General features: G+C 37.6%; 25 protein-coding genes. 17 read left to right on the forward strand and 8 right to left on the reverse strand.

The annotated features are described in order from the left end of the window. Positions 1-70: 70 nt before the first annotated feature. Positions 71-2,341, forward strand: coding sequence for a 5-methyltetrahydropteroyltriglutamate--homocysteine S-methyltransferase (gene metE, locus EUBELI_RS03170; protein WP_041687996.1), 2,271 nt, complete (start codon positions 71-73; stop codon positions 2,339-2,341). 417 nt (positions 2,342-2,758) lie between these two features. Here metE and EUBELI_RS03175 read toward each other — a convergent pair whose 3' ends face one another. Beyond that, complete coding sequence (locus tag EUBELI_RS03175; protein ID WP_012738913.1) at positions 2,759-3,625, reverse strand: SDR family oxidoreductase; 867 nt, start codon at positions 3,623-3,625, stop codon at positions 2,759-2,761. A gap of 1 nt (position 3,626) precedes the next feature. Continuing rightward, a complete protein-coding gene (locus tag EUBELI_RS03180) occupies positions 3,627-3,950 on the reverse strand; it encodes a cupin domain-containing protein (protein WP_012738914.1) in 324 nt (107 codons plus the stop codon). Between the two features lie 148 nt (positions 3,951-4,098). On the opposite strand from EUBELI_RS03180, the gene EUBELI_RS03185 reads away from it, so the two are divergent. Together EUBELI_RS03185 and EUBELI_RS03190 are read left to right on the forward strand one after the other, a co-directional pair. Next, positions 4,099-4,563, forward strand: a complete 465-nt coding sequence (locus EUBELI_RS03185) for a hypothetical protein (RefSeq protein ID WP_022097483.1) — start codon at positions 4,099-4,101, stop codon at positions 4,561-4,563. 25 nt (positions 4,564-4,588) lie between these two features. Continuing rightward, positions 4,589-5,365, forward strand: coding sequence for a YdcF family protein (locus EUBELI_RS03190; RefSeq protein WP_012738916.1), 777 nt, complete (start codon positions 4,589-4,591; stop codon positions 5,363-5,365). A 154-nt stretch (positions 5,366-5,519) separates the two neighbouring features. Here EUBELI_RS03190 and EUBELI_RS03195 read toward each other — a convergent pair whose 3' ends face one another. Further along, entirely contained in the window at positions 5,520-6,368 is an 849-nt protein-coding gene (locus tag EUBELI_RS03195; protein WP_041687998.1) for a patatin-like phospholipase family protein, read from the reverse strand. Positions 6,369-6,614: 246 nt separating this feature from the next. Between EUBELI_RS03195 and EUBELI_RS03200 the strand changes: the two genes are divergently transcribed. The 4 genes from EUBELI_RS03200 (at position 6,615) to EUBELI_RS03215 (ending at position 10,003) form a co-directional block, all read left to right on the forward strand. Continuing rightward, positions 6,615-7,760 carry a glycoside hydrolase family 88/105 protein gene (locus EUBELI_RS03200; protein WP_012738918.1) on the forward strand — a complete coding sequence of 382 codons (1,146 nt, stop codon included), beginning with the start codon at positions 6,615-6,617 and terminating at the stop codon, positions 7,758-7,760. Positions 7,761-7,845: 85 nt separating this feature from the next. After that, positions 7,846-8,184: a cupin domain-containing protein gene (locus tag EUBELI_RS03205; RefSeq protein ID WP_012738919.1), complete on the forward strand. Its 339-nt coding sequence runs from the start codon at positions 7,846-7,848 to the stop codon at positions 8,182-8,184. 38 nt (positions 8,185-8,222) lie between these two features. Beyond that, the gene (locus tag EUBELI_RS03210) at positions 8,223-8,726 is read left to right on the forward strand and encodes a J domain-containing protein (protein ID WP_012738920.1); all 504 of its coding nucleotides are present in this window, start codon (positions 8,223-8,225) and stop codon (positions 8,724-8,726) included. A gap of 62 nt (positions 8,727-8,788) precedes the next feature. Next, positions 8,789-10,003: an LL-diaminopimelate aminotransferase gene (locus tag EUBELI_RS03215; RefSeq protein WP_012738921.1), complete on the forward strand. Its 1,215-nt coding sequence runs from the start codon at positions 8,789-8,791 to the stop codon at positions 10,001-10,003. Positions 10,004-10,082: 79 nt separating this feature from the next. On the opposite strand, the gene EUBELI_RS03220 is transcribed toward EUBELI_RS03215, so the two are convergent. Continuing rightward, entirely contained in the window at positions 10,083-11,366 is a 1,284-nt protein-coding gene (locus tag EUBELI_RS03220) for an HlyC/CorC family transporter (RefSeq protein ID WP_012738922.1), read from the reverse strand. Positions 11,367-11,518: 152 nt separating this feature from the next. Between EUBELI_RS03220 and EUBELI_RS03225 the strand changes: the two genes are divergently transcribed. The 6 genes from EUBELI_RS03225 to EUBELI_RS03250 all read left to right on the forward strand — a co-directional run bounded on the left by EUBELI_RS03225 (position 11,519) and on the right by EUBELI_RS03250 (position 18,444). Then, positions 11,519-11,875, forward strand: a complete 357-nt coding sequence (locus EUBELI_RS03225) for a TIGR04086 family membrane protein (RefSeq protein WP_012738923.1) — start codon at positions 11,519-11,521, stop codon at positions 11,873-11,875. Between the two features lie 133 nt (positions 11,876-12,008). Continuing rightward, the gene (locus EUBELI_RS03230) at positions 12,009-13,016 is read left to right on the forward strand and encodes a deoxyguanosinetriphosphate triphosphohydrolase (protein ID WP_012738924.1); all 1,008 of its coding nucleotides are present in this window, start codon (positions 12,009-12,011) and stop codon (positions 13,014-13,016) included. Positions 13,017-13,020: 4 nt separating this feature from the next. Beyond that, a complete protein-coding gene (dnaG, locus tag EUBELI_RS03235; protein ID WP_012738925.1) occupies positions 13,021-14,784 on the forward strand; it encodes a DNA primase in 1,764 nt (587 codons plus the stop codon). A 41-nt stretch (positions 14,785-14,825) separates the two neighbouring features. Then, a complete protein-coding gene (gene rpoD / locus EUBELI_RS03240; protein WP_228003408.1) occupies positions 14,826-16,100 on the forward strand; it encodes an RNA polymerase sigma factor RpoD in 1,275 nt (424 codons plus the stop codon). Positions 16,101-16,109: 9 nt separating this feature from the next. Continuing rightward, on the forward strand, positions 16,110-16,817 hold the full coding sequence (locus EUBELI_RS03245) for a tRNA (adenine(22)-N(1))-methyltransferase (RefSeq protein ID WP_012738927.1): 708 nt from the start codon (positions 16,110-16,112) through the stop codon (positions 16,815-16,817). A gap of 19 nt (positions 16,818-16,836) precedes the next feature. Continuing rightward, positions 16,837-18,444, forward strand: a complete 1,608-nt coding sequence (locus tag EUBELI_RS03250; protein ID WP_012738928.1) for a nucleoside kinase — start codon at positions 16,837-16,839, stop codon at positions 18,442-18,444. A gap of 26 nt (positions 18,445-18,470) precedes the next feature. On the opposite strand, the gene EUBELI_RS03255 is transcribed toward EUBELI_RS03250, so the two are convergent. Continuing rightward, on the reverse strand, positions 18,471-19,340 hold the full coding sequence (locus EUBELI_RS03255) for a prephenate dehydrogenase (RefSeq protein ID WP_012738929.1): 870 nt from the start codon (positions 19,338-19,340) through the stop codon (positions 18,471-18,473). A gap of 151 nt (positions 19,341-19,491) precedes the next feature. On the opposite strand from EUBELI_RS03255, the gene leuS reads away from it, so the two are divergent. Further along, positions 19,492-21,909: a leucine--tRNA ligase gene (leuS, locus tag EUBELI_RS03260; protein WP_041688000.1), complete on the forward strand. Its 2,418-nt coding sequence runs from the start codon at positions 19,492-19,494 to the stop codon at positions 21,907-21,909. A 17-nt stretch (positions 21,910-21,926) separates the two neighbouring features. Here the strand turns inward: leuS and EUBELI_RS03265 are convergent, their stop codons facing one another. The 3 genes from EUBELI_RS03265 to EUBELI_RS03275 all read right to left on the reverse strand — a co-directional run bounded on the left by EUBELI_RS03265 (position 21,927) and on the right by EUBELI_RS03275 (position 23,165). Next, a complete protein-coding gene (locus EUBELI_RS03265; RefSeq protein ID WP_012738931.1) occupies positions 21,927-22,166 on the reverse strand; it encodes a hypothetical protein in 240 nt (79 codons plus the stop codon). Positions 22,167-22,181: 15 nt separating this feature from the next. Further along, entirely contained in the window at positions 22,182-22,625 is a 444-nt protein-coding gene (locus EUBELI_RS03270) for a hypothetical protein (protein ID WP_012738932.1), read from the reverse strand. A gap of 267 nt (positions 22,626-22,892) precedes the next feature. Then, positions 22,893-23,165, reverse strand: coding sequence for a hypothetical protein (locus EUBELI_RS03275; protein WP_012738933.1), 273 nt, complete (start codon positions 23,163-23,165; stop codon positions 22,893-22,895). 171 nt (positions 23,166-23,336) lie between these two features. On the opposite strand from EUBELI_RS03275, the gene EUBELI_RS03280 reads away from it, so the two are divergent. Genes EUBELI_RS03280 through EUBELI_RS03290 form a run of 3 tightly spaced genes read left to right on the forward strand, consistent with a single transcriptional unit; the run spans position 23,337 to position 26,696 of the window. Further along, positions 23,337-24,410 carry a glycosyltransferase gene (locus tag EUBELI_RS03280; protein ID WP_041688001.1) on the forward strand — a complete coding sequence of 358 codons (1,074 nt, stop codon included), beginning with the start codon at positions 23,337-23,339 and terminating at the stop codon, positions 24,408-24,410. A 20-nt stretch (positions 24,411-24,430) separates the two neighbouring features. Next, entirely contained in the window at positions 24,431-25,597 is a 1,167-nt protein-coding gene (locus EUBELI_RS03285; RefSeq protein ID WP_012738935.1) for a phosphodiester glycosidase family protein, read from the forward strand. Positions 25,598-25,610: 13 nt separating this feature from the next. Beyond that, the gene (locus EUBELI_RS03290; protein ID WP_012738936.1) at positions 25,611-26,696 is read left to right on the forward strand and encodes a hypothetical protein; all 1,086 of its coding nucleotides are present in this window, start codon (positions 25,611-25,613) and stop codon (positions 26,694-26,696) included. Positions 26,697-26,795 lie beyond the last annotated feature (99 nt).

Consider the following 26,795-nt stretch of genomic DNA (forward strand, 5'->3'; position numbering starts at 1 on the left):
TTATGTATTATACAAATGCTTTTTTGGAATTTATAATGACAATATCAAATAATAGATGAGGAGAGCAGGTATGAAGACAGCAGTAGCAGGTTATCCAAGGATAGGAACATTAAGAGAGTTAAAGTTTGCATTAGAAAAATATTTCAGAAAAGAAATAAGTGCAGATGAACTGACACAGACAGCAAAGGAGTTACGAAAGACACACTGGCTTATACAGAAAGAGGCAGGAATTGATTATATCACAAGCAATGATTTTTCATATTATGATATAGTGCTTGATACAGCATTTTTACTGAATATAATTTCTGAAAGATACAATGAACTTGAGGTTTCAGAGCTTGATAAATATCTTGCAATGGCAAGGGGCTATCAGGGAGAGAACGGTGATGTAAAAGCCCTTGCAATGAAGAAATGGTTTAATACTAATTACCACTATATTGTTCCAGAGGTTGAGGACAGCACGCAGATAAGACTTACAGGTAATAAGCTGTGGGCAGAATATGCAGAGGCAAAAGAACTTGGAATTGAGACAAAACCGGTAATCACAGGTGTGTATACATTATTTAAGCTGTGCAGATTTACAGGCAAGAAGAAGGCAGATGATTTTATCAATGCATTTATTGAAGCATATAAAGATGTTTATAGCAAATGTGAAGCTGTAGGAATCCAGTGGCTTCAGTTTGATGAGCCTGCACTTGTACAGGACATGACAGAAGAAGACAGAGAACTGTTTGTCAAAATGTATAGTGATATTTTAGGTAAGAAGAAATCATGCAAAGTATTGCTTCAGACATATTTCGGAGACGTGAGGGATGTGTATGAAGATATTGTTAAGCTGTCGTTTGACGGAATCGGACTTGATTTTATTGAGGGAAAGAAGACAGCAGAACTCATTGAAAAATATGGATTTCCAAAGGACACGATATTATTCGCTGGACTTGTAAATGGAAAGAATATCTGGAAGAACCATTATGAGAAGACTTTGAATGTGCTTAAAAAGCTTGAAGATAAGGGAATACAGACGGTTTTATCAACATCATGTTCGCTGCAGCATGTTCCATATACATTAAAGCATGAGAATAAACTTTCGGATGAATATCTGAATTACTTCGCATTTGCAGAAGAAAAGCTTGTGGAATTAAAGGAATTAAGCGTGCTTGCCGAGTGTGGAAATATTGAAGAAGATGAAAGATTCAAGACAAACAGGAAGCTTTTTGCAGGTACAAGAAAATGTGATAATGAATCTGTAAAGAAAAGACTTGCGGAAGTTACAGAGGCGGATTACAGAAGACTTCCTGCAAGAAGTGAGAGACAGCAGCTTCAGAAGAAAGAATTTGCATTACCGAAGCTGCCTACAACTACAATCGGTTCATTTCCACAGACAAAAGATGTTAAGGCCAACCGTTCAGCATTCCGTAAGGGTGAAATCAGCGAAGAACAGTATGTTGAATTTAATAAGAAGAAAATTGAAGAATGTGTCAGATGGCAGGAAAAAATCGGACTTGATGTACTTGTTCATGGAGAATACGAAAGAAATGACATGGTTGAATATTTCGGTGAAGCGTTGGGAGGTTTTCTGTTCACAGAGAAAGCATGGGTTCAGTCATATGGAACAAGATGTGTTAAACCACCTGTTATATGGGGAGATGTTTACCGCAAGAAGCCGATAACAGTTGAGTGGTCTGTGTATGCACAGTCACTTACAGATAAGATAATGAAAGGAATGCTTACAGGTCCGGTAACAATTCTTAACTGGTCATTCCCAAGAGAAGATATTACAATCAAGGAATCAATTTCGCAGATTGCACTTGCAATAAGAGATGAGGTGCTTGACCTTGAAGCAAATGGAATTAAGATTATTCAGATTGATGAGGCAGCTTTAAGAGAAAAGCTTCCATTAAGAAAATCTGACTGGAATACAGAATATCTTGATTTTTCAATACCAGCATTCAGACTTACTGCAAGCGGTGTAAAACCTGAAACACAGATACATACTCATATGTGTTACAGTGAATTTACAGATATAATCCCAGCAATAGACGATATGGACGCTGATGTTATCACATTTGAAGCATCACGCTCAGACCTTCAGATTCTTGATTCGTTAAGAGAAAACAACTTTGAAACAGAGGTTGGACCGGGAGTATACGACATTCATTCACCAAGAATACCGTCGGTAGAAGAGATTACCCGTGCAATAAAGATAATGCTAACAAAGATAGACAAAGACAAGTTGTGGGTAAATCCAGACTGTGGACTTAAGACAAGAGGTGTGCCAGAGACAGAAGCAAGCCTTAAGAATATGGTTAAGGCAGCTGAGATTATCAGGGCTGGGTTGTAGTGTAGGCATTTGTGAGACTGGAGATGGTTTATTGTGAGGCGGCGGGGTGGATTGGACGTTGAAGTGGAGAAAGTCACAGAGGAAGTCCAAAAGGGACTAGAAAACATGTCGGATTGGACGTTGAAGCAGTGGGAAAGCAAGCAAAAGTCCAAACGGAATGAGAAAACGTGTCAGATTGGACGTTGAAGTGGAGAAAGTCACAGAAGAAGTCCAAAAGGGATGAAAAAACGTGTCAGATTGGACGTTGAAGCAGTGGGAATGCAAGCAAAAGTCCAAACGGAACGAGAAAGAGTGACGGATTGGATGTTGAAGCTCAGAAAAACACGCAAAAAGTCCAATGAACAAAAAACGCAACAAAAAGGGCGATGTCAAAACTGACATCGCCTTGAATTATATACAGTTTCCAACTAAAGAATCCTACACTCCGCTATAAGCACTATATCCGCCGTCAACAGGTAACACTATACCATTGACAAAGCTGGCTGTTTCATCGCTTGCAAGAAAGAGTGCAGCACCAATAAGCTCTTCAGGATTGCCAAAGCGTCCCATAGGTGTTCCGGCAATAATCTTTCTGGCACGGTCTGTATATGAGCCATCAGCATTGAATAAGAGATCATGATTCTGCTCGGCAGCGTAGAATCCTGGCGCAATTGCATTGCAGCGTATGCCGCTTTCGCCAAAATGTACAGCAAGCCACTGTGTAAGATTAAGAATAGCACTCTTGGCATTACCATAAGCCATAACCTTAGTAAGAGGAAGAATAGAAGTTACAGAAGCAATATTGATAATACTGCCACTTCTTTTTTCAACCATATCCTTAGTAAATACCTGAATAGGAAGAAGAGTTCCCATGTAATTAAGATCCATAACATCGCGTATTCTGTCTTCATCAAGATTCCAGAAAGAATAGTCAGAATCTTCTTTTTCTTTCTTTAACATCTCGATGGAAGTAATTGCACCAGGCTGGTTGCCGCCTGCACCATTAATGAGAATATCACAGCTGCCGAGTTCATTCTTAATAGTTTCATAAGCAGCTGAAAGCTCATCTTTATTAATTACATTGCAGCTGTAGCCTTTAACAGTAACATTTTTGTTATATTCATCCAGAGCATCTTTAGTAAGCTTCTCAGAAACAGAAGCAAGCTTTTCTTTGTTACGTCCGATTATTGCAACCTTAGCACCGCATACGGCAAGTCCATATGCCATGGCTGAGCAGAGAGTTCCGCTTCCTCCGGTTACAATAGCAGTTTTACCTGAAAGATTAATATTAAATGGTACCTTCATTTTACTTAAGAAAATCCTCTCTCATAGGATTGAATACATCACAGAGGATTCCTTCTTCAAGACATGTAACACCATGGGTTACGCCAGAAGGCATGTATACGCTGTCGCCCTGATTAACGATTTTAGTTTCATCACCGATAGTGAATTCAAAGCTTCCCTTAGCAACATAAGTAATCTGCAGATGCTTGTGGCTATGGAAATTGCCCTTAGAACCTTTTTCAAAATGAATCTCGCACATCATAAGGTCATCAGAGTAGCATAATATTTTTCTTGTAACACCAGGTTCGCAGTTAGTAGCTGTAACATCTTTGTTAAATGTAAACATATATAATACCTCGTTTCTATATTATTGATTGTTTGTATGTATATATTAAACTTTTACATCAAAAAAAACTAGCATAATTATCAAACTATGTTATATTAAATACAGATATATTGTTTAAACATTTTACATGAAGGGGGTGCACATTAAGATGATGATTAACGGCGTTAATGATATGAATAGAAATCTGTCTGTTAATGTAGCAGGTGTTGATACACAGGATATAAGCTCTGCAAGACTTAAAGCAATGAAGCGTTCCGGACAGGTGGAATGTGAAACATGTGCGAACAGGGAATATAAGGATGGTTCAGATGAAGTAAATGTTTCATTTAAGAGTGCAGCACATATTGACCCGTCAGCAGCGGCCACAAAGGTTATGGCACATGAACAGGAGCATGTTTCTAATGCGAACAGGAAGGCTGCCAGTAAAGATGGCGAAGTACTGAATGCGACAGTTACACTTAAAACGGCTGTCTGTCCAGAGTGCGGAAGGTCGTATGTGTCAGGTGGTGTCACAAATACAGCAATTAAATATCCTGCCACATCTTACGGACAGAACCAGAAATCAGCAGATTATCCTGAATTTGCGGGTAAAAATGTGGATTATGCAGGATAATTGATGTATGAGCGTGGAATAAAGTATGGAAAAAGTAACGGAGAATAGTAGTTTTATGTATACAATATGGCTTGTGCTGGCACTTATATGCATGGGATATTATATAGTGTGTGCAACATACGCAGGGGTAGGTTCATCATTTATATTTATATGGCTGCTGGGTGCTGTCTTTTTTGGATTAGTATTTGCAGTGAGAGTATTAGAAATCAAAGGAATAATTCATGTGGCAAAGGTCTTAAGAATTTGCTTTATAGTGATAATGGCAACTGGTGCGTCTCTTTTTATTTTTATAGAAGCACTGATAATTAAAGGAATGATGGCAAAGCCAAAGGATAACTGTGATTATATAATAGTACTTGGCTGCCAGATAAGAGGTGACCACATAACAAGGTCACTTAAGAACCGGTTAGATGTTGCTGTTTCCTATGCAATAGATAACCCTGATACCACAATAATAGTATCAGGCGGCAGGGGAAAAGGTGAAAATACAACAGAAGCATTTGCAATGTATAATTATCTTGTATCTAAAGGAATAGATGGCTCACGCATAATACAGGAAGATAATTCAACAGATACATCAGAGAATATGAAGTATTCAGTACAATACATAGAGAATACAGATTCACTGGTTGGCATAGTAACCAACAACTTCCATATAGCAAGAAGCCGCCTTCTTGCCAGACATGCAGGATTAAACAATACCTGTGGAATGCCAGCAGAAAGCGACCATGTACTATTCATAAACTATATGGTAAGAGAAGCAATCGGAATAGTAAAAGATTTTGTGTTCGGAAATTTTTAAGAATTTATTATTTATATATAAAAAAGAAGTACCTGTATTTTAGTCTGATAACCAAATTATTACGAACCCGGTGTGCAAATGGCAGCATTTACTTACACAAGGTGAGTAATATCTGAGGTTATCAGACTAAAATACAGGTATTTCTTTACATATATTAATGATAAAACCTCTGTATTTCATTGATTAAAGAATAAGTCTGGTTATATCCATCGTTATACATTGAAAGAATCTTATTAAAGTCCTTTTCAATCTTTCCAAAGCCCTTGCTTTTAGTAGGGCGGATAACGAGGCAGCGGCCTTCTTTTTCGTAGCGTTCAAGACGCTTTAAGCACCGGTTGTAACGTTCAGCACGAAGAAGAATATCACGCTGAATTTCAGGATATTTAAGGAAAGCTCTTGCAAGGGTCCGCACTGAACTTGTTGTCTGCTTCTGATAGCCTGCTTCACGGGTAAGAACAACAACAACTCTGTCACAGCCATCTTCAAATGCTTTTTCAAAAGGTATGGAATCACTTAAACCACCATCAAGGTAAGGTGTCCCATCAAGATATATAAGAGGAAAAGCCAGTGGGAGAGCACATGTTGCCCGTAAAAGCTGGTTGGTGCGGTCATATCCTGTGAATGTTTTATATTCAGGTTTTCCGGTGAGTACATTAGTTACAACACATTTGAAAGTACCTTTATATCTGTGAAATGCATCATAATCATAAGGCACAAGTTCATTTGGAATAGTGTCAAATGTGAAATTAAGCCCATAAAGAGAACGGTTATCCCTGTGTACCATGTTACTAAGTCCCACATAACGTTTATCATTTCTATAATCAATAAGAATCTTTAAGTTTCTTCCAATCTGTCCTGATGCCATGGATACGCCGTATGCAGCGCCGGCTGATACACCAATCATGTAATCAGGCATAATTTTATTTTCTAACATGGCATCCATAACACCGCATGAAAATATGGTTCTGAATGCGCCACCTTCAAATACAATTCCTGTTTTCATAATCTGACCTTTCTGAATAATAACTTTATACAAAATGTGTATGATATTTTTATAAAAGCATTTACAATGAATTATTGATTATATTTTCGTATTTAATCAGCATATAGTCAATAAAAATCTATGTTTTTGGCTATATTTGTTAAAAATGGGTTGCTTAAAGGCATTTTTTAGTGTACAATTTCTATAAAATATGGGCGGAATTGATATATATGTTTCCCCATATAAGTTGACAAGGAGACAGAAATAATGGACGCAGTAGTAAAGTATATTGACGGACTTCTGGAAAAAAGCACACCAGATGCTCCTGTATGGAACATTGAAAAGATTAAGCAGGGCCTTAAGTCAAAGTGGAACTATATTGATGGCTGTATGATTAAAGCAGTTCTTCAGATGTATGACTTAACCAAGGATGAAAAGTATCTTAAGTTTGCAGATGATTTTATAGATTACAGAGTCTTTGAAGATGGTACAATAGATGGCTACAGCATTGGTGAGAAGAATATTGATAATGTTAATGCTGGTAAGACTTTATTTGAATTATATGATCTTACAGGTAAGGAAAAGTATAAGAAGGCAGCAGATTTAGTATATTCACAGATAGAGATTATGCCTAGATGCCAGAATGAAGCAAGAAGCTTCTGGCATAAGGATATATATCCTAATCAGGTATGGCTTGATGGTCTTTATATGGGACTTCCATTCTATCTTGAATATGAGACAAGATACAATGACAGAAAGAATTACTCTGATATTTTCGGACAGTTCAAGTTCGTAATTGAGAATATGAGGAATCCTATTAACGGACTTTATTTCCATGCAATGGATACAAGCAGGGAAGCATTCTGGTGTGATAAGGTTACAGGTTTATCACAGCACAGCTGGTTAAGAGCTATTGGCTGGTATACAATGGCGCTTATTGATACACTTGATCAGGTTGATAATAAGGACCATAAGTATGATGCTGAATGCAAGATGCTTGAGGATGCATTTAAGGATCTTGTCGATTCAATGCTTAAGTATCAGGATGAGAGTGGTATGTGGTATCAGGTAGTTAATTATGGTGGTATGGATAAGAACTATCTTGAGACAAGCGGAAGTTCAATTATGGCATATGCACTTCTTAAGGCTATACGTCTTGGATATCTTTCTGATGATTACGCACAGTATGCCAAGAAAGCAATTGATGGCATCTGTGAAAGATACCTTAAGACTAATGAAGATGGTTCATTATCACTCGGTGGTATCTGTCTTGTTGCAGGACTTGGTGGTAATGGAAGAAGACCTGGTACATATGACTATTATATGTCAGAGCCAATCGTAGAAGATGATGCCAAGGGTGTAGGACCATTCCTTCTTGCATATACAGAGCTTTTAAGATACGAGAATAAATAACAGGCAGAATAGAGAACATAATAAAACGGGGTCTTACAGCATATGTCTGGGACTCCGTTTTTTATATATCTGAAGGAGATTAATTATGAAGAAACCATATATAACATTGGAAGAAGCACTTGCAGCAAGAGAAGAAGGAAGGAGAAGCGTTAAATTCCTTACAGAGGCTAATGGATGTATCAATGGCTGTTGTTCAGGAGTTACAATATGTTCAGAAACAGAGTTTAATCCAGATCCTGGATTTCATGATGACCAGGAGGGATTTTTTGTGTTGGAAGGAAATGGATTTGTCAGGCTTGACAACGAAGAGTTTGAGGTTAAAGCGGGGGATTCATTCATAGCATTACCGGGTGTAAGACATACAATGAAAACGGTAGATTCAGAAAAGCCATTGAAGGTTTTCTGGTTTCATAGTGGAATCTGACCAGATATATTTTGCGGCTGGCTTGATGGGGAGCCGATATGGAGGTTGCAATGTTTGATGAACTAAGCAGTGAAGATGAGAAGAAGAAATGGCTGTTTAAAGAGAATATAAGGCTGCAGGAATTAAGCAGAAATCTGGAAGATGAGAGAAAACTCATTGAGATTCAGATGGGAATGCTTCAGAGACAGCAGAGTAAGAATATGCTGCTAAAGAAACAGCTTGAGAGTCAGAGAGATTTATTTGAACAAAAATGGAATATTCTGGAAAGGGAAACAAGACAGCTTGCAATTGATAAAGATAAGTTCGAGCGGGAAAAGCTTATATATAAGGACAAGGTTTACCGTGAGGCAAGGCGCAGTATGTCCAATGCTGAAAATGTAAAGATATTCTTTAAGGGTGTTGAGGATACAGCATCCTTAAAAAAGCGTTATAAGGCGCTTTTAAAGATATATCATCCTGATAATATGCATGGAGATAAAGAACTTTTACAGGCAATTAATACAGAATATGAAAGATTATCAAGATTTTATCTTGGAACATAATAAAAAATGATGTATAATAAGCGTTAGTTTTGTAAAACAAGGCAGAAAATAAGGAGGAATATATGTTTAAGATTAACGATAATTATTTAAAGCTTCCAGGAAGCTATTTATTTTCAACAATCGGTAAGAAAGTAGCAGCTTATCAGCAGGCTAATCCAGATAAGGAAATCATCAGACTTGGTATTGGCGATGTTACACAGCCATTAGCACCGGCAGTAATTGATGCATTACATAAGTCAGTTGACGAGATGGGACATGCCGAGACTTTCCACGGATATGCACCAGATCTTGGATATGAATTCTTAAGAAGTGCAATTGCAGACCATGATTACAAGAAGCGCGGATGTGATATATCAGCAGATGAGATATTCGTATCAGATGGAGCAAAGTCTGATTCAGGTAATATCGGAGATATCTTCTCAGTAGATAATAAGATTGCAGTATGTGACCCTGTATATCCTGTATATGTTGATACTAATGCAATGGCAGGAAGAACAGGAGATTATATTCCAGAGAAGCAGGCATGGAGTAATGTTGTTTATATGCCTTGTACAGCAGAGACTAACTTTGCACCAGAACTTCCAAAAGAAACACCAGATATTATATATCTCTGCTTCCCTAACAATCCAACAGGTTCAACAATCACTAAGGACGAACTTCAGAAGTGGGTTGATTATGCTAATAAGGTTGGTGCTGTTATTATCTATGATGCAGCATATGAAGCATACATTTCAGAACCAGATGTTCCTCATACAATATATGAGTGTGAAGGTGCAAGAACATGTGCAATCGAACTCAGGTCATTCTCTAAGAATGCAGGATTTACAGGTGTAAGACTTGGCTTCACAGTTATTCCTAAGGATCTTAAGTGTGGAGATGTAACACTTCACAGCCTCTGGGCAAGAAGACATGGAACTAAGTTTAACGGAGCTCCTTACATTGTACAGAGAGCAGGCGAGGCAGTTTATTCAGAAGCTGGACAGAAGCAGACAGGTGAGCAGATTGCTTACTACATGAACAATGCAAAGACAATTCTTGAAGGACTTAAGTCAGCAGGATATACAGTATCAGGTGGTGTTAATGCACCATATATCTGGTTAAAGACTCCAGATAAGATGACAAGCTGGGAATTCTTCGATTACCTTCTTGAAAAGGCTAATGTTGTTGGTACACCAGGTTCAGGATTCGGACCAAGTGGTGAAGGATACTTCAGACTGACAGCATTTGGTTCATACGAGAACACAGTTAAGGCACTTGAAAGAATCAAGGCGCTTTAATCAGTAATATAATAGGTATTAATAATAAAAATGCTGTGCGTTAACAAGATGATGTTAATGCACAGCTTTTTTTATAAAATTAATTAGCTTTTTTAGTTTCGTCTTTCTTCTCAGGTATAATCTTTACAATAACAGATTCAGCTCTGTTAGAAGCAACCTTTTCGACAAACATCCAGACATTACCAACAGTGATTTTATCACCGGCTTTAGGAAGTCTGTCAAGTCTTTCAACGATAAGTCCACCAACTGAATCGTTATCTTCCGACTCGAGCTTAGTACCAAGCTCATCGTTTAAATCGTCAAGCTTAAATGAGCCATCAACTCTGTATGTAGTATCATTAATCTTAGATAAAGCTTCCTTTTCGTCAGTATCATATTCATCACGAATTTCACCAACAATCTCTTCAAGCAGGTCTTCGGTAGTAATCATTCCTGATGTTGTTCCATATTCACTAAGGACAATGGCAATGCTTGTTGAACTTAACTGCATTTCCTTAAACAGGTCAGAAGTATTCTTCTGCTCAAATGTAAAGAATGGCTTTCTGATAATGTTCCTTATGTTAAATGTATCGTTATCAGAAGGATTGACAATTAAATCCTTAATATTAAGAATGCCAATTACATTATCAGGTGTATTCTCATAAATAGGAATACGTGTATACATTGTCTGCCTGAACAGAGAAATTATATCATCATATGATGAGCTGACATCAGCAAGAGTCATATCAATCCTTGGAATCATAACATCTTTAGCTGTTGAATCACCAAAATCAAAAAGGTTATTAATGATTTTCTTTTCATTAGATTCAATTACACCTTCCTGCTGGCTTACATTAACAATGGTTCGTATCTCATCCTCAGTAAATATATCTTTCTTCTTGTTATTGTCAATTCTTAATAACCATAAGAAGAAGCCTGCAAGGTGGTCTACTATGAATATAACAGGTGTAAGAACAATCATAAGCACCCATATTATAGGAGCATAAGCCATTGCCATATTAGTGGCATACATGTTGGCTGTATTCTTAGGTGTAATCTCACCAAATATAAGAACAAGAAGCGTAAGAACACCGGTAACAATACCTGTCGCTTTATTACCCCATACACTGATTGTAAATGATGTAGCTAATGCAGAACAGCTGATATTGACTATGTTATTGCCAATAAGAACAGCAGAGAGCATCTTTGCCGGCTGGTCAATAATCTTAATTACAAGAGCAGCCCTCTTATTACCCTCTTCAACTAAAGACAGCACTTTGATTCTGTTCACAGTGATAAATGAAGTCTCTGCAGATGAGAAAAATGCTGATAAAACCAATAAAATAACAATTGCAATAAGTTGGATGATACTATCCGTATCCAAGAAAAATCCCTCCAGTCATAAAATTAAAATATTTCTTTTCATTCTACAGTACGCACATTGTGCCGTCAAGTGCTATTAAAGAAAACAGGAGATAATCATAAGATAACATTTTTAATCATACAATTAATAAAAAGAGGACAACAAGGAAATCAATGGATTATATAAGAAAAATGGTGAAATCTCTTATTGCAGGATATGTAATAACGCTGCTTATGCTCGGACTTCTTACATATCTTATGAAAAAATTTATACTTGATGAAAAAGCAGTTGATAATATTATATTTGGAATATATGTGGCAGGAAGCTTTACTGGTGCAATGCTTAGTGCATGGATGATAAAAAGGAGGAGAGTGGCTGCAGGAATTATATATGGAGCAGTGTATATTACAGTGTTATTGGTAATAGCTGCAATAATGAAGAAACAGGCACCGGACAGTAGTAATAATATCGCCATGTCAGTAGCTGCATGTGTGGCTGCAGGGGCATTTGGTGGATTTTTCAGTCCATAATGTGGGTAATGATAATAACAAATAATTTTTTTGTGAAAAATTTTAAAAAATAAAAAAGGAAAAACACATGTTTTGTTGAATAATTAAATTGTGAGCTTTAAAATTAGTGTTTCAGTGCGGGAGGCACATACAGATGAACATTAGAGAGGAACAGGAAAAGAGGGAACATCTGATATTCAGCCCATATGCAAGCTTTTCTGACGAGTCAAGAGGACGCGACAGAGATGAAGAACCATGTCCTATGAGGACTATATATCAGAGAGACAGAGACAGAATTATTCATTGTAAGACATTCAGGCGTTTAAAGCATAAGACTCAGGTGTTTCTTGCACCAGAGGGAGACCATTATAGAACAAGACTGACTCATACCTTAGAGGTTGCCCAGATTGCAAGAAGTATAGCAAGGGCACTTAATCTTAATGAAGATCTGACAGAAGCTATTGCATTGGGGCATGACCTTGGACATACACCTTTTGGACATGCAGGTGAGAGAACACTTAATTCTTTATGTCCAATGGGATTTGCTCATTACAAACAGAGTATAAGAGTTGTTGAATTTCTTGAAAAGGATGGTCAGGGACTTAATCTTACATGGGAAGTGCGTGATGGAATATTGAATCATAGAACATCAGGCAATCCATCAACTCTTGAAGGAAAAGCAGTAAGACTATCAGATAAGATAGCGTATATTAATCATGATATAGATGATGGAATAAGAGCAGGGATATTGAAGGAAAGCGACATTCCTTCAGAATATACTGATGTTCTTGGTAATTCAACCAAGGAAAGACTTAATACCATGATTAGCGATATTATAATGAACAGCATAGGAAAGAATGATCTTGTAATGTCAGAGCCTGTACATAAAGCAATGACAGAATTAAGAAAATTCATGTTTGAAAGTCTGTATCTTAATCCGACAGCTAAAAGTGAGGAAGCGAAAGCAGATAAGCTGATAACAGAATTGTACAGATACTATGTTGCGAATACAGACAAACTGCCGGATACATATAAGAGATTTATAACAGAATTTGACGAAAGACCGGAGCAGGTTGTGTGTGATTATATAGCTGGCATGAGTGACCAGTATTCAATAAGTAAGTTTCAGGAAATCTTTGTACCAAAGGCCTGGAAGGGATGAAGTAATGTATTCGAGAGAAGTAATAGATGAAGTAATATCCCGGAATGATATTGTTGATGTTATATCCGGGTATGTCAAATTGAAAAAGAATGGAAGTTCATATACCGGACTATGTCCGTTTCATAATGAGAAATCACCATCATTTTCGGTTTCAGGACAGCGGCAGTTATATCATTGTTTTGGATGCGGCGCTGGGGGTAATGTCATAACATTTGTAATGGAATATGAGAATATGACATTCTTAGAGGCAGTTAAGATGCTGGGAGAGAGAGCCGGAGTTGCACTGCCGCAGACGTCTATGTCAGAAGAAGACCGCAAAGAAAGAGGGATAAGAGACAGGCTTTTAGAGATTAATAAGATTGCTGCCACATATTATTACAGGCAGCTTAGAAGTGAGAATGGGAAAGCCGGACTTGATTATCTTAAGAAGCGTGAATTGTCTGACAGTACGATTAACAGCTTTGGACTGGGGTATGCAACACAGTCAACAGGTAATCTGTACAAGCTGTTGAAGGACAAAGGTTATGATGATGATATTCTGAAGGAATCAGGACTTTTTACTTATGAGAGAGGCATTCATGAAAAGTTCTGGAACAGAGTAATTTTTCCAATTATGGATATTAATAATAAGGTCATAGGATTTGGTGGACGAGTTATGGGTGATGCCAAGCCAAAGTACCTTAATTCACCGGAGACAAGATTGTTTGACAAGAGCCGCAATCTGTATGGACTTAATATAGCAAGAACGTCAAGAAAGCCTAACATGATAATATGTGAAGGCTATATGGATGTTATATCAATGCATCAGGCGGGCTTTAACCAGGCGGTTGCGTCACTTGGAACGGCACTGACACCGGGACATGCAAGGCTGTTAAAGAGATATACAGATAATGTGCTTATAACTTATGACAGTGATGAGGCAGGAGTTAAGGCGGCACTTCGAGCAATACCGATTCTTAAGGAAGCAGGGCTTTCAACGAAGGTAATTAATATGCGGCCATATAAGGATCCTGATGAGTTTATTAAGGCTATGGGTGCAGAGGCATTTCAGGAAAGAATTGATAATGCAGAGAACAGCTTTATGTATGAGATAGGAACCATGTTAAGAAATTACGACAGGGGGGATCCGGAAAGCGAGACTGCATTTGAAAGAGAGGTTGCAGCAAAGCTTGTTACATTTAAAGAAAAGCTGGAACGTGATAATTACCTTAAAGCAGTGTGCAGGCAGTTTATGATACCAGAAGATGGCATGAGGCAGATGGTATCAAGACTTGGTAATCAGGAAGGGATTATTTCAAGAAATGCAGGTGCAGGTACTCCGCAGCCAACTGTTGAGCGTAAGCCGAAGAAGAAGCGTGAAGATGGTTTAAGACAGGCAGAGAAAATGCTTCTTACATGGCTCATAAGTGACAGGGACATATTTGATAAGGTTGCAGGTTACATTAAGCCAGAGGATTTTATTGACCCGTTATTTTCGGGTGTGGCAGAGAAAGTATATGAACAGTATGGGACAGGAAATATAAGTCCTGCTGCAATTATAGCTGATTATGCAACAACAGAAGAACATACGGAAGTCGCAGCAATGTTTTCGGCAGACCTCGATGAGAGCCTTAATAATCTGGAAAGAGAAAAGACTCTTAATGACATTGTTATCAGAATTAAGGCTAACAGCCTTAATCATGAACTTAATAAGACTGTAGATCCGAAGCGTATGCAGGAGATAATAATTGAACAGCAGAAGCTGAATCAGATTCATATTAAGTTATAAATATATAGAGCGTGTTACGCGAAGAAGAATGGAGAAGAGAAATGGCTAAGAAAATGGTAGAAACATTAGAAGAGAATGTTAAGGAGACTAAGGAAGAAAAGACAACAGAAAAGAAGACTCCTGCAAAAAAAGCAGCAGCAAAGAAGACAACTAAGAAAGATGAGATTAAAGAAGAAGTAAAAGAAGAGACAGAAAACAGTGACGCAGATGATGCAGAAGCACAGGAAGCTAAATTCTGGGAGAAGATAGAGGGTATTCTTGCAATAGCCAAGAAGAAAAAGAATGTACTTGATTATCAGGAAATTATGACATATTTTCAGGATACAGATTTTGAAGCTGACAGAATGGAGAAGGTATTTGAAATTCTTGAGCTAAAAAAAGTAGATGTAAGAATGAATGATGTACCTGATGAAGATGAGGATATTATTCTTGATGATGAAGATGAGATTGATATTGAGAAGATAGATCTTTCTGTTCCTGATGGAATCGGTCTTGATGATCCAGTAAGAATGTATCTGAAGGAGATAGGTAAAGTACCTCTTCTTAGTGCTGATGAAGAGATTGAATATGCCAAGAGAATGGAAGAAGGAGATGAGGAAGCCAAGAAAAGACTTGCAGAAGCTAACTTAAGACTTGTTGTAAGTATTGCAAAACGTTATGTTGGACGTGGTATGCAGTTCCTTGATCTTATTCAGGAAGGTAACTTAGGTCTTATAAAGGCTGTTGAGAAATACGATTACAGAAAAGGATTCAAGTTCAGTACATACGCTACATGGTGGATCAGACAGGCTATTACAAGAGCTATAGCTGACCAGGCCCGTACTATAAGAATTCCTGTTCATATGGTAGAGACAATTAACAAGCTTGTAAGAGTACAGAGACAGCTGCTTCAGGAACTTGGAAGAGAACCATCACCAGAGGAGATTGCAGAGAATATGGATATTCCTGTAGAGAGAGTAAGAGAGATTCAGAAGATTTCGCAGGAACCGGTATCTCTTGAGACACCTATTGGTGAAGAGGAAGATAGCCATCTTGGAGATTTCATTCAGGATGATAATGTTCCTGTTCCGGCAGAGGCAGCAGCTTCTACACTTCTTAAGGAACAGCTTGTTGAAGTACTTGGAACTCTTACAGAAAGAGAGCAGAAGGTATTAAGATTAAGATTTGGTATGGATGATGGAAGAGCAAGAACTCTTGAGGAAGTTGGTAAAGAATTCAATGTAACAAGAGAACGTATCAGACAGATTGAAGCCAAGGCATTAAGAAAGTTAAGACACCCAAGCCGCAGCCGTAAGTTAAGAGATTATCTTGATTAGGATTAAGCTATGGTAAGAATATCGGACAGATTAAGAACAGTTGCACATATGTGTAATAAGGGCGCAGTCGTGGCTGACATAGGTACAGACCACGGCTATCTTCCTATATATCTTGTGCAGGAAGGAATAGCTCCGTCTGCTATTGCGATGGATTTAAGAAAAGGTCCGCTCGAAAAAGCAAAGAAGCATATATGTGATAATTGTTTAGAGGACAGAATACAGACAAGACTTTCAGACGGATTGGAAAAGCTTTCAGAGAATGAAGCTGATATTATAACCATATGTGGTATGGGTGGCAGGCTTATAGCTGATATTGTAACTAAGGGAATGAATGTTATTACCCGGAATACAACACTTATAGTATCACCGCAGTCAGAAGTAGGAGATTTCAGACATTTTCTTGTTTCACAGAGATTGGTTGTTGATGATGAGAAGATGCTTAAGGAAGACGGTAAGTATTATTTTATTATCAAATGCAGAAAGTCAGACGAAAATGTTTATTCTGAATACAGTGAGACGCAATATCAGTACGGATGGAAGCTTTTAGAGAACAAAGATAAGACTCTTTATGAATATCTTATAAAAGAGAAAGAGACTAATGATGGGATAAGTAACAGTCTTAAGAAAGATGAGAGTAATCCTACGGTTAAGTTAAGATTACAGCAGCTTTCGCAGAAGAATAATATAATTATGGATGCATTGTCATATTATGACTGATGCGTAAGAGGAGGATGCTATGGGAATGACACTGGCACAGCTTGCAGCAGAGAAGCAGAACGAATATAAGGATGAGATTATACTCGCTAATGTTAATGGTAAGCTTAAAGAACTTGGAGAAGAATATATCCCTGATAGTGATGTTACATTTGTTACAACTTCGACATCAATAGGTAATGAGACATACAGAAGAAGCGTGGTTCTTCTTATGCTTGCAGCCATAGATAAGATACACAGGAATATTGACAGAGTTGTTGTTGAATATTCTTTAAGTAAGGGATTGTACTGTACATTTGATGGAGACTTCAGACCCGACAAAGAGTTTATAGATGAAGTTAAGTCAGTTATGTACAGTATGGTTGAGAAGGATCTTCCAATCAAGAAAGAGCTGATGAAGATATCTGATGCTATGAATCTTTTTAAAGAAAAAGGAATGACAGATAAGACATCACTGTTCAAATACAGAAGAAGTTCATTTGTTAATGTGTATGACCTGAATGGCTACAAAGATTATTTCTACGGATATATGGCATCTTCTACAGGCATGCTTGGGGTATTTGACATATTCCTGTATGACGAGGGAATAGTGTTACAGCTTCCGGTTAAGAACGCACCTCTTGAAGTTCCTGAATTTAATCCACAAACAAAGCTGTTTAATGTGTTAAAGGAAAGCACAAGCTGGGCAAAGATGCTTGGCATGTCTACGGTTGGAGAACTTAATGACCATATAACTAATGGGGATATGACTTCTTTTATGCTTACGCAGGAGGCACTTCAGGAACAGAAAATTGTTGAGATAGTTGATGAGATAAAGAAAAGACCGCATACTAAATTCATCATGATAGCTGGTCCATCTTCTTCAGGAAAGACAACATTTTCACATAGATTATCAATTCAGCTTATGGCTAATGGATATAAGCCACACCCAATTGCTGTCGATAATTACTTTGTTGAAAGAGAGCAGACACCTATTGATGAGAATGGTGATTACAATTATGAAGACCTTCATGCAGTAGACATTGAACTTTTTAATAAGCATATGACCAGACTTCTTAACGGAGAAAAAGTGGAGCTGCCGGAATTTAACTTTAAGTTCGGAAGAAAGGAATATAACGGTAATTTCTTACAGTTAGGGGAAGAGGATGTTCTTGTAATAGAAGGAATCCATTGCCTTAATGATGAATTATCATATTCACTTCCAATAGATAGTAAGTTCAAGATATATATCAGTGCACTTACACAGCTTAATGTAGATGAACATAACAGGGTATCAACTACAGATGGAAGACTTTTAAGAAGGCTTGTAAGAGATTACAGGACAAGAGGAGCATCTGCAAAGAAGACTCTTTCAATGTGGGAGTCTGTAAGAAGAGGCGAAGAGAAGAACATCTTCCCATTCCAGGAGCAGGCGGATGTTATGTTTAACTCAGCAATGCCATATGAACCATGTGTATTAAAACCATTCGTTGAGCCTATACTTTTCCAGGTAACAGAAGCTGACCCTGAATATCAGGAAGCAAACAGGCTGCTTAAGTTCATGAACTATTTCCTTCCATGCGGCTACGAGAACGTACCAATCGATTCTATATTACGGGAATTCGTAGGCGGAGGATGTTTCAAGGTGTGATGATTGTAAATAAAAACACCCAGGGCTTAGTGCTCTGGGTGTCTGCTTTCAAGTGAATTTCTGTATTCACGGGACATCTCAAAAAGACTTGCGACATAGCCTGGGGTCTTTTTATTGATGTTATCTTTAATTGTTTCAAGCATTTCAATATACTGTTCAAGAATGTTGCTGATTGCAGAGCTGTTAGTCAAACATATCTGTTCCCACATTTCAGGAGAAGAAGCTGCAACTCTTGACATGTCACGAAAGCAACCTGCGGCAAGTAACTGCATATGCTTTTCTTCGTCATCATTATCTGATACTACATGAACGAGTGCAGTTGATAAAAGATGTGGAACATGGCTTATGGCGGCTACTGATTTATCGTGTACATGATAGTCCATGACAATAGGGTTCATGCCAACATCTGATGCAAATTGTTTCATGAATTCGATTTTTTCAGGCTTGGTTTCTTTGGTCGGTGTGATTATGTACCTTGCACCTTTTATAATTGATGAACTTGAATTTTCATAACCTGTTTTTTCGGAGCCGGCCATAGGATGTCCACCAATAAAGCGGTCATTAAGTCCTAATGAATCTGCTGCTTCATGTATGATAGTCTTGACACTCCCAACGTCAGTAATTATGCAGTCCGGATTGGCAATGGCTTTTAATTTTGTAAGATATTCTGTGATAGTAATTACAGGTGTGCATAACAGGATTATGTCACACTGTGTAAATGTTTCATCTACCGCAGGTGCGGCAACATCAACAATACCATCAGCAACCGCGGCTTTAACCGGTTCTAGATGTCTGCTTGTGGCAGTTATATGATAATCCCTGCCACTTTCTTTAAGGGCATGGGCTAAGGCTCCTGCAATGAGTCCGAAACCTATGAATCCAACCTTTGTCTTCATATGTTATAACCTCCATGTAAGAAATATTAATATTCATGTGAATAGTGGTATTTTAACACTTTAAAGCGATAATGTAAAGGCGGCTATTTAATTGACAAATTAAAGTGATGTGTGTAGAATGTTTTTATGCGTTTTTAAGGAGGAATGTGTTATGTCGGCAGTATATAACCACAAAACAGTTGAAAAGAAGTGGCAGCAGATATGGCAGGATGAAAAAGCCTTTGCTGCAACTAATGATTATTCAAAACCAAAGTATTATGCACTTGTGGAGTTCCCATATCCATCAGGACAGGGGCTTCATGTAGGTCATCCAAGACCATATACAGCGCTTGATATCGTAGCAAGAAAGAGAAGAATGCAGGGATATAATGTTTTATATCCAATGGGTTGGGATGCATTTGGTCTTCCAACAGAGAACTATGCTATTAAGAACAAGATTCACCCTAAGATAGTTACTAAGAATAATATAGATCATTTTAAGGAACAGCTTCAGTCAATTGGTTATTCATTTGACTGGGACAGAGAGATTAATACTACAGATCCTGATTATTATAAGTGGACTCAGTGGATTTTCCTTAAGCTTTTTAAGGCTGGACTTGCATATAAGCAGGAGATGCCTATCAACTGGTGTACTTCATGTAAGGTAGGTCTTGCTAATGAAGAAGTAGTTAATGGTGTATGTGAAAGATGTGGTTCACCTGTTGTCCGTAAGGTCAAGAGTGAGTGGATGCTTAAGATTACTGATTATGCAGATAAGCTTATAGAAGGACTTGACCATGTCGATTATATCGAGAGAGTTAAGACACAGCAGAAGAACTGGATTGGACGTTCTACAGGTGCTGAGGTTGATTTTGCAATTGCTGGTAAGGAAGATAAGTTAAGAATATATACAACAAGATGCGATACACTTTTCGGTGTTACTTATATGGTTGTATCACCAGAGCATCCATATCTTGATAAGTATAAGGATGAGATTAAGAACTGGGATGAAATAGAAAGCTATAGAGAGCAGGCTTCAAGAAAGTCAGATTTCGAGAGAGCAGAGCTTGCAAAGGATAAGACAGGTGTAGAGATTGACGGACTTAAGGCAGTTAATCCGGTTAATGGCAAGGAAGTTCCAATCTGGGTATCAGATTATGTACTTATGAGCTATGGTACAGGTGCTATCATGGCTGTTCCTGCTCACGATGAAAGAGACTGGGAGTTTGCCAAGAAATTTAACCTTCCTATCATTCAGGTTGTAGCAAAGAACGGTGAAGAAGTTGATGTTAATGAGGCAGCATTTACAGATGTAGCAACAGGTGTTCTTATTAATTCGGATTTCATTAACGGACTTGAAGTTAAAGAAGCTAAGGAAAAGATGATTGAATTCCTTACAGAAAAGGGAATTGGTAATGCAAAGGTTAATTATAAGCTCCGTGACTGGGTATTCTCTCGTCAGAGATACTGGGGAGAGCCTATTCCAATTGTTCATTGTGACAAATGTGGCTATGTTCCAGTTGATGAGAGCGAACTTCCATTACTTCTTCCAGAGGTAGAAAGTTATATGCCTACAGATAATGGAGAATCACCTCTTGCAGCCATGACAGACTGGGTTAATACAACATGCCCATGCTGTGGCGGACCAGCTAAGAGAGAGACTGATACAATGCCTCAGTGGGCTGGATCATCATGGTATTTCTTAAGATATACAGATCCACATAACACAGAGACACTCGCAAGTCAGGAAGCACTTAAGTACTGGCTTCCGGTAGACTGGTATAATGGAGGAATGGAGCATACAACATTACACTTACTCTATTCAAGATTCTGGCACAGATTCCTTTACGACCAGAAGGTTGTACCTTGCCCAGAGCCATATCAGAAGAGAACATCCCACGGTATGATTCTAGGTGAGAACGGCGAGAAGATGAGTAAGTCAAGAGGCAATGTTGTTAATCCTGATGATATCGTAAGAGATTATGGTGCAGATACATTAAGAACATACGAGATGTTTATCGGTGCATTTGACGCAGCAGCTTCATGGTCAGAGGATGGCGTTAAGGGCTGCCGCAGATTCTTAGACAGAGTATGGAAGCTTCAGGATATAATGACTGATGAGGAAGGTTTCTCTAAGGAATTTGAGACAAAGATGCATCAGACAATTAAGAAAGTTTCATTTGATTATGAGAATCTGAAATACAATACAGCTATTGCACAGCTCATGACTATGCTCAATGATTTCAGCAAGGCAGGTAAGATTACTAAGGGAGAACTCAAGACATACCTTATCTTACTTAATCCGGTTGCTCCACACATTACAGAAGAGATGTGGGAAGCAATCGGCGAGAACGGAAGAGTATATCAGCAGACATGGCCTGAATACGATGAAGCTAAGACAGTTGAGTCAATGGTTGAGATAGCAGTCCAGATTAATGGAAAGACTAAGGCTACTATCAATATTGCAAAGGATGCTGACAAGGACAGTGTAATTGCTGCAGCTAAGGAAGCACTTGGAAGCAGGCTTTCTGGTAACATTATTAAAGAAATATATGTACCGGGAAGAATTGTTAATATTGTTGCAAAGTAATTAAGAATAATAAAATATTAATTCATATTAAGAAGAGAGAGAAGCTCAGGCAGAAGCCTGAGCTCTTTTTCGCTTAGCTGCCCAGACATACTGTTGATGACTAACTGACAATCTTCTTTTGTGAAGGTTATACCGGATTTCTTAGCTTTATCATTGATTGCAAACAGAAGAGGGATGATTTCATCATTTTTCTTTCCCTGGGATAAAGTCTTGAATTCGTTGAGAAGAAGCTGCTTTCTAAAATCTAATTCTGACATAAAATCCTCCAAATATTAAAGATTAAGATTGTTTAACTGTTCTGTATAAGCTTCATACATTTTTTGCTGGGCAGGATTAAGAAAACTATTACTGCCATTCTGATCACGATTTAAAATGTTGAACAAATCGGACATTTTATTATAGTTCTTAAAATTACTCAGAATATTCCGGAGATTGTCTGGACAGTAAGTAAGAATAACATTCATGATATTTTCATCTGAAAGTATATCCTGTATGGAACTGTTTAAAGAAAGGTGGGGCTTTGCAGAACATGCCGCAATACGAAGGCTTTCCGGGCGGCTGTAATAGTTCATTGTACATGAAAATTCATATGCACGGAGCAGAGGACTGAGTGTCTGCTGGGTATTAAATTCCATAAAAGGAAGAATTGCTTTGGCAAGCTGTATGAATTGTGGCAGTGTCTGCATATCAAATTCTGTTATGGGAAGTTCTTTCATGTGAACTCTCGGCGGAATATTTTATTCTATATATATTAGGTTATATGTCTTAATTATTCCTATAAGTCTTAGCAATTAATAAATAAGCCCATATAATATATAAAAAAGGAATTATGATATGGTAATTAATATGGATGTTCAGGACAATGGCAATATACTTGTTGAAGAAGAGAATACCATATATGAAATAGATGGAAAATGTATGATGGAACGAAATAATAATTAATATATAAGGGCTGCCGTTTAAGGCAGCCCCATATTAAATAATTACTGGCATCCGCATCCACTGTTGCATCCACATCCGCTGTTGCATCCGCAACCAAAGCCATTGAGGAAGTTAGTTCCATTGCCACAGCCACAGCATAAGAAGAGGAGAATTATAATCCAGAAGGAATTGCAACCATTTCCATAACCATTGTTGCATCCACATCCGTTATTTCCGTCAAAGAGGAGAAGGAGAATGATAATCCATACAATAGAATTGCAGTTATCTCCACATCCGCCGCATCCTCCGCAGTTTGTTGCTGCTAAATCACTCATGTAAAAGTCCTCCAAAATTAATCTACAATACAATATTATGGCTTACAGCATGACCCTGTTACACAGTATATGAAAATTTTATTGCAATCTTTAGGAAATTATTATATTCTAAATATAGTGCGTTTAAATGGAAAAGCACTATAAATATTAGCAAAGAGTGGGATGAATATTATGAAAGTATCGGTTATTATACCTTCACTGAATCCTGATAATAAGCTTGTAGCTGTAGTTGATGCTTTACTTGAAGAAGGCTTTAAGGACATCATTATTGTTAATGATGGAAGTGATGAGGAACATATGGCTCCTTTTAATGAAGTAGCAGCACATAGTGAATGTACAATTCTTACACATGAAGTTAACAAGGGAAAAGGAAGAGGCTTGAAGACTGCATTTGAATTCTGCCTTGAGAATAGAAAAGATATTGATGGAGTTGTGACAGTAGATGGTGATAATCAGCATCGTGCCAAAGATATTAAGAAATGCAGTGAAACTATGGTCAGTACAGGAAATGTCGTTTTAGGCGTAAGGGATTTTACTGGTGATGATGTACCGGCAAGAAGTAAATTTGGCAATAATATGACTAGTGGAGTATTTAAGGTGCTTTGCAGATTGAATATTTCGGACACACAGACCGGCTTAAGAGCAATACCTTACAAGTACCTTGAGACATTTGACAAGGTAGAAGGCGAACGATTTGAGTATGAGACTAATATGCTGCTTGCTTTCAAAAAGTATAATATTGGATTTCAGGAAGAATCGATAGAAACTGTGTACATAGAAGATAATTCATCATCACATTTTAATCCTGTCAAAGATTCAATTAAGATATACAAAGTGATATTTAAATATTTATTTAAAAGCACAGGCATGAAATATGTAGGAAGCTCTATTGCTTCGTGGGCTATAGATAATATAATATTTAATGTGCTTGAATTTGTGCTTATAGGGCTTACAGTCAGCTTAAGAATATTCATAAGTACAGCAGCGGCAAGAGTGCTTTCATCAGTTTTTAATTTCTCGCTTAACAGAAATGCAGTATTTAAATCACAGTCCGGTCTTAAACAGACGGTGGTAAGATATTACATTTTATGGTTCTGTCAGCTTGCTTGTTCTTATGCTTTGGTGTATATTGCTACAAAGCTGCTGGCATTAAGCATTGTGCTTTCAGGAATTGCCAAGATAATAATTGATCTTGCATTGTTCTTTGTAAGTTATCAGATTCAGAAAAGATGGGTTTTTAAGTAACGGTTTAGGAGGAAGTTATAGTGGCAAAAAGAAAGAATAATATTGACGATATAGATATCGTTGATGATTTTGAACTTGAAGATATTGATGATTTTGATCCGTTTGATGTTTTAGATGACAGCTATGAAGATGAAAAGTCGTATGGTAACGATAAGCCACAGGGTGGCAATACATCTAATAGAAGAAATAAAAATAAAAAGAAGAATCCAGTTCTTGTATGGGCAGGAAGAGTCGGTGCGACACTTTTGTCAACTATTCTTATTCTGGTGATATTTCTGTATGCTGTTATGGCAATGCTTGTGTATGGACCATCTAAGACAGCAAAGATTCAGTTTGTACTTTCTGTACAGGAGACAAGTGCAATAGGATTTCTTGCTAACTGGTTCTGCTCTCAGGATGAGATAGACCAGATTAAGGCCAATAACGCAATTAAAGATACAGATGAGATAACAGATGCGGGACTTGTAAATATTGATACAGCAGCCCAGGATCCAGAAACTCCTGATATTGAGATTGTGGACGTAAAGGGCGCTACATATTCTGGAAAACTCATGATTGTAAAAGATCCAAGCAGATTATTTGTGGGAACAGTTCCTGAATTTACCAATGGAAATGGAATGGTTGTTGCAGATATTGCAAAGAGATATGATGCAATCGGCGGAGTTAATGGCGGAGAATTTGTTGATGGGGAAACAACTTATACAGCAATGCCGATTGGTCTTGTAATGAAAGACGGAGAGATTCTTAATGATAATGGCGGAACATCTCATGTTACCGGAATTACATTTGATAATAAGCTTGTTCTTGGTAATATGAATGCTGCAAAGGCAAAGGAACTTAATATAAGAGACTGCGTAAGCATAAGCAATCATATTGGTCCATTTCTTATTGTTAATGGAGAGGCTCAGGATATTGTTGGTATTGCAGGGGGAACTAATCCAAGAACTGCCATAGGACAGACAGCAGATGGAAAGATTCTTCTTCTTGCAGTAGATGGAAGACAGCCTAACAGTATAGGTGCTACATTTTCAGACCTACAGGATATTATGGCACAGTATGGAGCTGTAAATGCATCTACAATGGACGGTGGAACATCAACACAGATGTATTATGATGGGGAAGTAATAAATGTACCATATTCACCAACAGGCCCAAGAAGCTGTCCGACAGCATTTTTAATTAAGTAAGGAGGAGAGTAGTATGCCAAGAAATAATAAAAGAAAAAAGAAGCTTTCAAATTTTAAAAAATTCTTATGTATATACTGTGGAATTCTTCTTCTTGCAGGTGTGATTACATTAATTATGCTTCATAGTCTTTTAAAAGATTATGAAGAGGGAATGCCGTCAGGAGCAATGGATAAGATTGTGAATCAGTTTACTCCTGATGGTATTGGAAAGCTTTTATCAGATAATAGTGTGAAAGTAAATGAGTTTGAAACAAATGATACAATAACATCATATTTTACGGATAAGTTAAATGACGGTACAGTATCATATAAGAAGAAGGCTGGTGAATATTCTGAAAAAACTCCTGTGTATGTAGTATATGCGGGTGATACGCCGATAGCAAAGGTTGAACTTAAATCAGCAGGAAAGAATGCACATAAATTTAATAAATGGACTCTTGGAACTGTTTCTTTTGGAGATTTTACAAAGAACCTTGCAGAAGTTAAAATAACAGCTCCAACAGGTGCTGATGTTTATATTAATGGAGTACAGGTTACTGATACATACAAGACAGAGTCAGAAGTTAAGTTTGCACCTTGTCTGCATGTGTCTGATTATGTTACGGTACCAACTAATGATGTGTATGATGTAGGACAGCTTATAGCACAGCCGGATATAACAGCAAAGCTTAATGGTAAGGATCTGACAGTTGATTATGACAAGAAGACAGGATATACAATTTACTATCCGTCGGACGATGAATTGTATAAAAGTATGGAATCTAGGATATATACAATAGCGGAGCAGTACGGAGCTTATATTATCAACAGGGGAAGTCTTTCTAAGCTTTCAAGCTATATGGTTGGTACTGCGGCTGAATATGTAAGTGACATTCCAGCTATATGGGCATACCTGTGGGGTAAGTCATATACTTATCAGTTCAACAATGAATCTATTACTAATTTCAGAAAGTATTCAGACAAATGTTTCTCATGTGATGTATATTATGACCTTTATGTTGATTACAAGACAGGTAATACAACATATAAGACATCGCTTACATATACATTTGTAAAACAGAATGGTACATGGATGCTGGCTGATTTCTTAATTAATTAATATAAAAATATAAGCCGTTCTAATCGTATGTGGTTGGAACGGCTTTTTTAACAAAAAATTTATGGATTTTATTGTATATAAGATGTAAAATCTAATTCG

The sequence above is a fragment of the [Eubacterium] eligens ATCC 27750 genome, assembly GCF_000146185.1.
Lineage (GTDB): Bacteria > Bacillota > Clostridia > Lachnospirales > Lachnospiraceae > Lachnospira > Lachnospira eligens.